The organism is Nostoc sp. UIC 10630 (assembly GCF_010747425.1).
Taxonomy (GTDB): domain Bacteria; phylum Cyanobacteriota; class Cyanobacteriia; order Cyanobacteriales; family Nostocaceae; genus Nostoc.
The window spans coordinates 18,467-28,129 of the sequence record NZ_JAAGOG010000105.1; the positions used below are offsets into that span (position 1 = coordinate 18,467).

At 40.2% G+C, this 9,663-nt stretch carries 9 protein-coding genes and 1 tRNA gene; 4 read left to right on the plus strand and 6 right to left on the minus strand.

The window, feature by feature from the left end; all coding sequences use genetic code 11:
- Positions 1 to 139 precede the first annotated feature (139 nt).
- The 4 genes from G1O98_RS22305 to ftsH3 all read left to right on the plus strand — a co-directional run bounded on the left by G1O98_RS22305 (position 140) and on the right by ftsH3 (position 4,191).
- On the plus strand, positions 140 to 925 hold the full coding sequence (locus tag G1O98_RS22305; protein WP_163931958.1) for a hypothetical protein: 786 nt from the start codon (positions 140 to 142) through the stop codon (positions 923 to 925).
- Between the two features lie 79 nt (positions 926 to 1,004).
- The gene (locus G1O98_RS22310; RefSeq protein ID WP_175586810.1) at positions 1,005 to 1,424 is read left to right on the plus strand and encodes a GNAT family N-acetyltransferase; all 420 of its coding nucleotides are present in this window, start codon (positions 1,005 to 1,007) and stop codon (positions 1,422 to 1,424) included.
- Between the two features lie 17 nt (positions 1,425 to 1,441).
- Positions 1,442 to 2,236 (plus strand): aminotransferase class IV, encoded by a 795-nt coding sequence (locus G1O98_RS22315; protein WP_345940577.1) that lies wholly within the window; start codon positions 1,442 to 1,444, stop codon positions 2,234 to 2,236.
- Positions 2,237 to 2,349: 113 nt separating this feature from the next.
- On the plus strand, positions 2,350 to 4,191 hold the full coding sequence (ftsH3, locus tag G1O98_RS22320) for an ATP-dependent zinc metalloprotease FtsH3 (protein WP_012411183.1): 1,842 nt from the start codon (positions 2,350 to 2,352) through the stop codon (positions 4,189 to 4,191).
- A gap of 408 nt (positions 4,192 to 4,599) precedes the next feature.
- Here ftsH3 and G1O98_RS22325 read toward each other — a convergent pair whose 3' ends face one another.
- The 6 genes from G1O98_RS22325 to G1O98_RS22350 all read right to left on the minus strand — a co-directional run bounded on the left by G1O98_RS22325 (position 4,600) and on the right by G1O98_RS22350 (position 9,047).
- Positions 4,600 to 4,818 (minus strand): hypothetical protein, encoded by a 219-nt coding sequence (locus G1O98_RS22325; protein WP_012411184.1) that lies wholly within the window; start codon positions 4,816 to 4,818, stop codon positions 4,600 to 4,602.
- A 290-nt stretch (positions 4,819 to 5,108) separates the two neighbouring features.
- Positions 5,109 to 6,290: a low temperature requirement protein A gene (locus G1O98_RS22330; protein WP_163931961.1), complete on the minus strand. Its 1,182-nt coding sequence runs from the start codon at positions 6,288 to 6,290 to the stop codon at positions 5,109 to 5,111.
- A 268-nt stretch (positions 6,291 to 6,558) separates the two neighbouring features.
- A tRNA-Gly gene (locus G1O98_RS22335) sits at positions 6,559 to 6,630 on the minus strand.
- A gap of 170 nt (positions 6,631 to 6,800) precedes the next feature.
- Positions 6,801 to 7,418 (minus strand): GerMN domain-containing protein, encoded by a 618-nt coding sequence (locus G1O98_RS22340; RefSeq protein WP_163931964.1) that lies wholly within the window; start codon positions 7,416 to 7,418, stop codon positions 6,801 to 6,803.
- Between the two features lie 254 nt (positions 7,419 to 7,672).
- On the minus strand, positions 7,673 to 8,524 hold the full coding sequence (trpC, locus tag G1O98_RS22345) for an indole-3-glycerol phosphate synthase TrpC (protein WP_163931968.1): 852 nt from the start codon (positions 8,522 to 8,524) through the stop codon (positions 7,673 to 7,675).
- A gap of 244 nt (positions 8,525 to 8,768) precedes the next feature.
- Positions 8,769 to 9,047 (minus strand): HetP family heterocyst commitment protein, encoded by a 279-nt coding sequence (locus G1O98_RS22350; protein ID WP_163931971.1) that lies wholly within the window; start codon positions 9,045 to 9,047, stop codon positions 8,769 to 8,771.
- Positions 9,048 to 9,663 lie beyond the last annotated feature (616 nt).

The following is a 9,663-nucleotide window of genomic DNA, read 5'->3' on the forward strand; positions in this document are numbered from 1 at the left end:
TTCAGTTTCTCTTGAAGTAAAGATAGACTGCGATAGTAGCTGCTCAATGGATACTCTTCTGTGACTATATAGCTGAGTAATTTTATAAGAAGTATATTATATATAATGAGTTGCTTCTGCCTGATAAGACAAGAAAAATATGTTGTTGCAGCGTAAAGCCATAGCTACACCTTTGATAATTTGTGTGTCTATTTTAGGAATTGGCTTGATTCAATTCCCTCAATTGCAAACACTTATAGATAGAAAACAATCTGCCTCTTTAGAGAGTCTGAAAAAAGAAATAAAATCAGAACATCTCCGTTTGAATTTTCTCAAAAAAATGCCTACTTTTGGTTATGACAATTTAATTGCAGATTTAATATATCTCAATTTCTTGCAGTACTTCGGAGATGATGAAGTTCGGGATAAAACAGGTTATAGTTTAAGTCCAGAATATTTTGAAGTAATTTTAGAACGTGACCCACGATTTTTAGCAGCGTATCAGAGTCTTTCTATCAGTACTTCATTGTATGCTGCTATGCCAGAACGCACGATCGCAATATCAGAGAAAGGCTTAAAATCAATATCTCCCTCAGTTCCCGAAAGGTCTTATTATGTTTGGCGTTATAAAGGAGTCGATGAGTTATTATTTTTAGGCAATGCTAAAGCTGCCCAACAGTCTTTTGCAATGGCGGCAAACTGGGCGAGTAAATTTTCAGATCCAGAGAGTCAGCTTATAGCTAATACTTCCCAAAGAACTGCGGAATTTCTGAGTCGAAATCCTAATAGTAAATATGCTCAAATTTCTACATGGTCAATGGTTTTAAATAATCATGCTGATGAGAGAACTCAGAAACGCGCAATTAAGGAAATCGAAGCTTTGGGAGGAAAAATAGTTACAACTCCCGAAGGGACTAATAAAATTATATTTCCCCCTAAAGATTAAATATTGCAAGTGTAATAGAGGATTATATTCGCTCAATTATTTTCAAGTTTTTCATACATGATTGAGTAAGGTAATACTGATGTCAATACAATTGGCAGAATCTGACTTTCAAATATTAGGGTGTTTTCCTGTTATCTCTCAGTTGCGCCCTCACCTTGAGCAGGATAACTTTGTAGAACAAGTTCGATATCAAATGAAAGAAGGATATCAACTTGCATTTTTGGAGGTAGAAAAGCAAGCTGTAGCAGTAACTGGATTTCGCATTTCTACTTGTTTAGCATTGGGTAGGTTTTTATACATTGATGATTTAGTTGTTGATGAGTTGAAACGATCGCATAGCTATGGTCAGCAGTTATTTCAGTGGCTAATTGAATATGCCAGAAATCATGAGTGTAAACACCTGAGTCTTGATTCTGGTGTTCAGCGATTTGCAGCTCACAGGTTTTATCTCATGCAGCGTATGAGTATTACAAGTCATCACTTTTCAATGGAGTTGTAACGATAAGCAATTTGGTTGTGACAAATAATATTTTTTGGTATGACGGCAAATTAATTCACTCTCAAACCCTAGAACTAAACATTAACGATCCGGGTTTACTTTATGGGGCTACCGTTTTTACAACGTTGCGGGTTTATGAGAACTCCCTAGATAGTAATTTAACTAATTGGCAAGCACATTGCGATCGCTTACTTTTCTCAATCCAATCTTTTGGTTGGCAGCAACCAGACTGGAAGCGTCTACTTCAAGGCGCTCAAATTCTCCTTGCACACTTCCCCGTTCTCAGAATTACTCTCTTTCCCGATGGACGGGAATGGATAACTGGTAGATTATTACCACAAAATTTGATAGAAAAACAAAAAAATGGTACCTTATGCGCTGTTGCCAGTCCTGAATTTTCTCGCTCTCTCCCTTCTCATAAAACTGGAAATTATTTAAGTGCTTGGTTGGCAAAAACTAGCTCAGATGCTCAAGAAGCAATATTAGTCGATACTCAAGGAAATTGGCTAGAAACCAGTACAGGCAACCTTTGGGGATGGTGCGATCGCAGTTGGTACACACCACCTTTGACAGCCGGAATTTTGCCGGGAATTGGGCGATCGCAACTTGTAAACTGGTTGCAAAAGCACCAACAGCCAGTGCGAGAAGAAACTTGGAGTGCCGAGTTAGTCCAGAGATTTGAAGCGATCGCCTACACTAATAGTGTGGTAGAAATTATTCCCATTCATACCGTTCATCTGCCTTCAGGGTCGCTACAATGTAATCCCTACCATCATAGTTTTCAGCTAATAAGGGAGCTTTTTTTAGCATGACAACCACGCCAAATTTGTTATATCTTAAGATAAGTTAACATAATTCTTAATAATCACCTTTGCGATCAGAGACGCTAGGCGACCGCGCGAAAAATACCGGAGGATAGACCTTAGTGAATAAAAGATGGAGAAATGCAGGGCTGTACGCGCTGCTGTTTATTGTCGTAATTGCGCTGGGAACAGCATTTTTTGACAAACAACCCCAAAGTAGAGAGACATGGCGATATAGTCGCTTTATTCAAGAAGTTCAACAAGGCAGAGTAGAAAAAGTCAGTTTGAGTGCAGACCGTTCCACAGCACTGGTTACACCCAAATATGACCCAGCTAAACGGATTGTTACCTTAGTCAACGATCCAGACTTGATCAATACTTTGACTTCTAAAGGCGTTGATATTTCTGTATTGCCCCAAACCGATGAAGGATTTTGGTTTAAGGCACTAAGTAGCTTATTTTTCCCTGTATTGCTTTTAGTTGGCTTATTCTTCTTGCTACGTCGCGCTCAAAGTGGCCCAGGTAGCCAAGCGATGAACTTTGGCAAATCCAAAGCCAGAGTGCAAATGGAACCACAAACTCAGGTGACATTTGGCGATGTAGCTGGTATTGACCAAGCCAAGTTGGAATTAAACGAAGTTGTAGACTTTCTGAAAAACGCCGATCGCTTTACCGCCGTTGGTGCAAAAATTCCTAAAGGTGTACTATTAGTTGGCCCTCCTGGTACTGGTAAAACCCTCCTAGCTCGTGCCGTAGCTGGTGAAGCAGGTGTACCCTTCTTCTCAATCTCCGGTTCAGAATTTGTAGAAATGTTCGTAGGTGTGGGTGCATCCCGCGTCCGCGATTTATTTGAACAAGCTAAGACCAATGCTCCTTGTATCGTCTTCATCGATGAAATTGACGCAGTAGGTCGTCAACGGGGTGCCGGTTTAGGTGGTGGTAACGATGAGCGGGAACAAACCCTCAACCAGTTGCTAACCGAAATGGATGGCTTTGAAGGTAATACAGGCATCATCATCATTGCCGCTACCAACCGTCCTGATGTTCTAGATGCAGCCCTATTACGTCCTGGTCGCTTTGACCGTCAAGTTGTGGTAGACCGTCCCGACTACGCCGGACGCAGTGAAATTCTCAAGGTTCACGCCCGTGGCAAAACCTTGGCGAAAGATGTGGATTTGGATAAAATCGCCCGTCGTACCCCTGGATTTACTGGTGCAGATTTATCTAACCTGTTGAATGAAGCCGCAATTCTGGCAGCACGCCGGAATTTGACTGAGATTTCGATGGATGAAATCAATGACGCGATTGATCGCGTATTAGCTGGGCCAGAGAAGAAAGACCGGGTAATGAGCGAAAAGCGCAAAACCTTGGTGGCATATCACGAAGCTGGTCACGCTTTAGTTGGTGCTTTAATGCCAGACTATGACCCAGTACAAAAGATTAGCATCATCCCTCGTGGTCGAGCAGGTGGTTTAACTTGGTTTACCCCCAGCGAAGACCGGATGGACACAGGTTTGTACAGCCGCGCTTATCTGGAAAATCAGATGGCTGTAGCTTTGGGTGGTCGGATTGCTGAAGAATTAATCTTTGGTGAAGAAGAAGTTACCACTGGTGCTTCTAATGACCTTCAACAAGTAGCACGGGTTGCGCGTCAGATGATTACCCGATTTGGGATGAGCGATCGCTTAGGCCCAGTCGCCCTTGGTCGTCAGCAAGGTAACATGTTCCTGGGAAGGGATATCATGTCAGAGCGTGATTTCTCTGAAGAAACTGCTGCCGCCATTGATGAAGAAGTCCGCAAACTTGTGGATGTAGCCTATACACGCGCTAAAGAAGTGTTAGTAGGCAACCGCCACATTTTAGATCAAATCGCCCAAATGTTGGTTGAGAAAGAAACGGTAGATGCCGAAGAGTTACAAGAAATTCTATCGAATAACGATGTAACAACTGCTGCTTTTGCCTAATTTAATTAGTAGTTGGGAGTTAAGAACAATTCCTAACTCCTAAGTGTTAATAAAAGCCCGGTCTTCATGACCGGGCTTTTAATATGGGGTTATATACCCCGAAGGTTTCGTTATAGAGTTTCAGTATAAATCGCTTGTCTGATAGAGACTACCACCTGAGCATAATCAATTCCGGAAAATTAAAAAATTTTTTTAGATACACCCAAATCAAAAAAGCTATAACTCTCACCTCAAAAGGAAAAAGATCCAATCTAGCAACAATTTGAGAAGTCTGGATGGTGAAAATTCCCGAACCCATCATAAGTACAATCCACGAGCTTACTTGCCCGACTCTGACGATATCCTAACTTTCCGAATCTTGACAGTACTAGCGTTAAGAGTGACTTGATACTCGACCAGCCGCCGATCTTAAACTCTGGATGCTGGTTTCAAAAATAGCCACGCCACAAAGAATGTAGCCGCAGTGAATAGTTGCGTCAAGTCTAAAGCTGATAGATAGCCATCTGCAAATGAAGCAATACTGCGATCGGTAATCCCAAATACCCAAGATGATAGTCCAAACAGCCAAATCCCGTTCTTGAGATTTCCGACGAATTGCTTAGAGTCTGATGGTTTCTGGTCTTTCATGAGCTTCTGTCCCGTTGTTGAGAAATTTGATGATTAATGCGAAATACCTGCCACTAAGAATTTTTTCTGACTCCTGCCGTTGAATTTACACTGCCTATTTATAATATTAATAAATATTTCGCCTACTTGACTTAAATACCCAAAGGTACATCTTCTAATGATGACATTCCTCCTTTGGTTCTGCTACCTCTGATAGACGACTATGAATTGAGTAGGGGCACACAGCTTGCTGTGCGCCCCTACAAATCAACAAATAAGTTGGGATAATTTATTTTTTGGAAGTCTCTAAACTAAATTTCCGGGTCAACTAAGCGGGTAGTGGGACGACTCTGATACAAATCTTGAACGACTTGGACAGCAGAAACTACAGCTACAAGGGCAATGACTGCAACAGGTAACAAACCTTTGCCAAAGATAGCGATCGCTAGCAGCATAACTGCACCTCCAAGTCGGTACTGGGAACGAATTTTGCAATAGCGGATTACTCCAAATCGGTGAAGAATACTAACAGCCAGAGAGCATAATGCTACTGAACCACAGATGAGCCATCGCTGGGAATCGGGTAATGCTAAAGTTGCCTTACTTAACAAAATTTGTTCTACACCAACACCAGCAGCAGTAATCCCAATCACTAGCGGTAAATGGGTGTATAACCAAAGATTGACAACACTTACCTTTCCTTCTGTCCGCGCCGTCTCAATAGGTTTACCACCCAAATTATCAAAATAAACCCACCACCAGCTAAAGGCGATGATCAGACCAAACACGCTAGAAATCACAGTTAAAATATCCCATTTCTGCTCAGAAACACCATTGACCACTGCAATGATTGCTTCACCCAAGACAATAATGGTAAATAGCCCGAAACGTTCTGGTAAGTGGGAGGCATGGGGAAGTAACCCTATTTGAAACTTGTATCCTGTTAAAGGTGTAGCAAAGTCAATAATGATTCCTAATGCCCAAAATCCAAACCGCCAAGGAATGGGTACAAATGCTGATATCAACCAAAGCAAGGCTGCGATCGCAAAACCAATAGCGTAGCGAGTAGTTAAAGGACGTGCGGAGGGAATATGTCTTCCAGCACGGATATACTCTATTACAAGTACAGCCCGGCCGAGAGCATAAGAAATGGCAAAACCAGGGGAACTCTCACTCAAACCGTGGTGGATATTAATAGCCATTGCTGCTGCTGTGAGCATTTGTATACCAATCAGTAATCGATGTCCTACATCATCGCTATCAAAACGGTTGGCGTAGAATGTGGTACCAATCCATGACCACCAAACTGGTATAAATAGAACTACAAATCCAAATAATCCTGATAGAGAAATATCCTCGTTGAGATTGTAGGCGAGTTGAGAAACTGCAACTACAAAAACCAAATCATAAAAAAGTTCTAGCCAAGTGGCGCGTCGTTCTTCTTCAGTGTCTTGACCAATGCGTAATCTTGGCGGTTGGAGAAAATTTGCCATAGTGCTAATTGCTAATTGCTAATTGTTTTTTACCATTAGCCGTCATCTATTAGCGAGCGTCTAGACGTTTTTACTCCCTGCATCTGACAATTCCCAATAGAAATATTAGTCTATTGAATTTCGTCGCTTTATGGGCAACCTGTAGTATTTGTAGTGTAGTAATAGCGATCGCAGACTCTAGAAGCCGAGTGAAGTCTGGTTCCACAAACTCAAAACCAACCATACCAACATAAACAATTATATTGGTAGTTTAGATTCTAAATTTTAAAGCGGGCGATGGGACTCGAACCCACGACGTTCACCATGGGAAGATGACATTCTACCACTGAATTACGCCCGCGAATTGCTGCCATAAACTTAAGGCTGATGTAAATTATACCACTATTTACAGATGTTTTCAATTGGCTAAAACATATACTGTTTTGGCAACTGCTGATCTATAAGTCCTGTGGCTGTTCAGATTGAAAATCTTTTTAGCTAGCTAATGACGGCACTTACTACTATCTTTAGCTAAAGAACAATATCCTCACCTCGTTCAGTGAAGCGAACCTCTTTAATATTCCATTGACTATTGCTCGTTAAGGTTTTGCGGAGACTGCCAAATAGAGCAAACTGTTCACAGCTAGAAAGAGAAGCTATTTGCCGCTTTGACTCCGGAGATATTCGGAGATCAACTGTAGCAACACCATTTTTGATGTTGACGCGATATCCAGACAAGCTAAAGTCGCTTGTATCTCGTTTTTCTAAAATCTTACTTACTACGTTTGTAACTGGTTCTTCGGCTGGTACTGAAACTTTTTCAGGAATGAATTCTTGACACTGAGTATCACTTGTGTATAGCGTGACATCGGTAGTTTTGCTAGTGACAGCTTTAGGAATTGATGAGGAAGGTGTATTTTCTTTAGGAGATTCTTGATTAGGAGATTTTTCTCTCAACTGAGCTACGCTAGGAATTTGGCTAGAAGTCTGAGAAGATACGGTATTCGTTGGTGTTGTTGTAGGGTATGGCGTTGGGCTGTCAATTTTACGAGCGGTGGGGTTAGAACTACAACTGCTGAGGCTGACAACCATTGTCACAAAAATCAGGGGTAAAAAATATCTTTTAGTTGTGTTCATAATTTTGCTCATAAGTGATGTTGTTGCTATCGATTTCAGTGTTGCTGGTATTAATTCCGTATAAATTTATGAATCTTCGGCCAGTCTATAAAGTGTCAACCCAAAATCTCTTAAAGTCGAGGGTTACACTATACACCAAAATTACAACATCTGCTTTTCAATGAGCGATGTCTGACGATAAGCCCCTCCGCGTCTACGCTAATCCCAAAAAGCTTGATTAGAGAAGCAAGAATGCGGTAAAGAAAGATATACAGAATTTTGTCTATTTATCTGAAAATAGCTGTAGGTTTGAGCAGATTACGCACACTCTGTTGTATATCTTCTTGTTTAATTAGAGATTCGCCAAGTATAACGGCATGTGTACCAGCTTCAGCTACAAGGGATAAATCAGCAGGTGTATACAAGCCAGACTCACTAACAACGATAATACCCAAGCTTTGTAGTTGCGATCGCCTAGCTGCCAGTAGTTGCTTAGTTGTGTCAATATTGACGCTAAAATCTTCTAGACTTTGGTTGTTAATTCCTATTAGGCGTACATCATCCAGCTTTAGCACCCGATCTAGTTCTGCTAAAGTATGGACTTCTATCAAAGCATTCATTCCCAAATAGTGAATCACTCGCAAAAAGTTTTGAAGTTCCTTATCTGAGAGAATTGCCGCAATCAATAGCACCGCATCTGCGCCTGCTGCCCGTGCTAAATAAATTTGGCAGGGATCTAAAATGAACTCCTTGCACAGTAGAGGCAATTTTACCCGGTAGCGGATGGTGCGTAAATTTTCAAAGCTGCCATAAAAGAACTTCTGATCGGTGAAGACAGAGATACAAGTTGCGCCACCACGTTCATAAGCTTTAGCGATCGCTACTGAGTCCAAGTCTGCTTTAATAATTCCATGAATTAGGGATGCTTTTTTCACCTCTGCAATGATAGAAGGTCGGTAATGACTCTGTTGCAAAGCAGAGATAAAATCTCGCACAGTCGGCGCAGCAGCTAACTGGCGTTGCAAAGAAGCCAAAGACATCTCTTGCTGGATTTGTGCAACTTCATGCTTTTTCTGCCATATAATCTCTTTCAGAGTAGGTTGCAAATAATTATTAGGGGTAGTAACTGGGTAAGTCATAATTGCTAAGGATGGCGTGACCAAAAAAGTATGAATTATAAAATTTCAGGCTATCTAACAGATATTCTTCTTAATTGGCCTTTGTGAAAATGCCTTTAACAAATATATATCTGTAAACAACCGAACATTTAAAGTTTTTAGTCTTCATCCTTGCCTCGTGGAACTTTGTGGTCAATTTCCTTGAAATAGCCTCAATTTCTGACATTCATTTAGAGTAATCGTTCTATCTTGATTATTTTCTTTTTCAAAGATGAAGCCAGGTCGATTTTAGACTTAACGCTTCTACAGCCTTAGTATCAGTTATATTTTCTTTTGAACTTTCAACTAAGTAGTTATTTTTGAGCAGTCGAATGTAGGTGCGGTAAGGTATATAGTCTATGGGATTGTACCCAGCAAAACGCAGAATTAAAACACATGCCCAGGAATATTTCCCAGCAATAATCGCTTTGAGAATTTGCTCAATTTGTTCATTGTTGATTTTTTTAACCGTTTCTGTTTGATAATTAGTGATATTTTGAGTCATAAAATACACTCTTGCATGTAAATAAAAACTGTTTTGCATTTGGCAACATTTATCTTCTTTTTCCTTTCTCCAATCCAGCAATTTATCTAGCTTTTATGTCTGCACATCTATCACAATAAATACCAGATGGACTTATTCTAAAAATGATTAACTATTATAAATGTTTAATATTTGACTCCACGAATCACATCATTTGCTACAATTTATTCAAGAGCATTGTCCATATCTGAAATAACAAGATTACACAATAATGCTTAAGTAAACTTAAATAAAGTTAATAACTATTACAACTTTATATTGAAAGTAGGGGCGGGATTAACCGGGATCATAAAATATCTTGTTAAACCCGCTCTTACAGATAAACCGTATTGCAGAAGCTGCTTCTTCGTTAAGCTTACTCAATCTTTAGCAAAGGAGTATATGAACGATTTTTTGATAGATATGTCTATTTTTTCGCTTTTGAAATCTTATTTATTTTCATTAGCGTCAAACCAACTTAGACTTTGGAAAGGTGATATGGAATTTATTAAGTTTTATATATGTAGTAAAGAGATGTGATTTTATTGAACTTCTCTTGCAATGTCCTCTAATTAGACCTTTCAGAAGGTATAAGTAC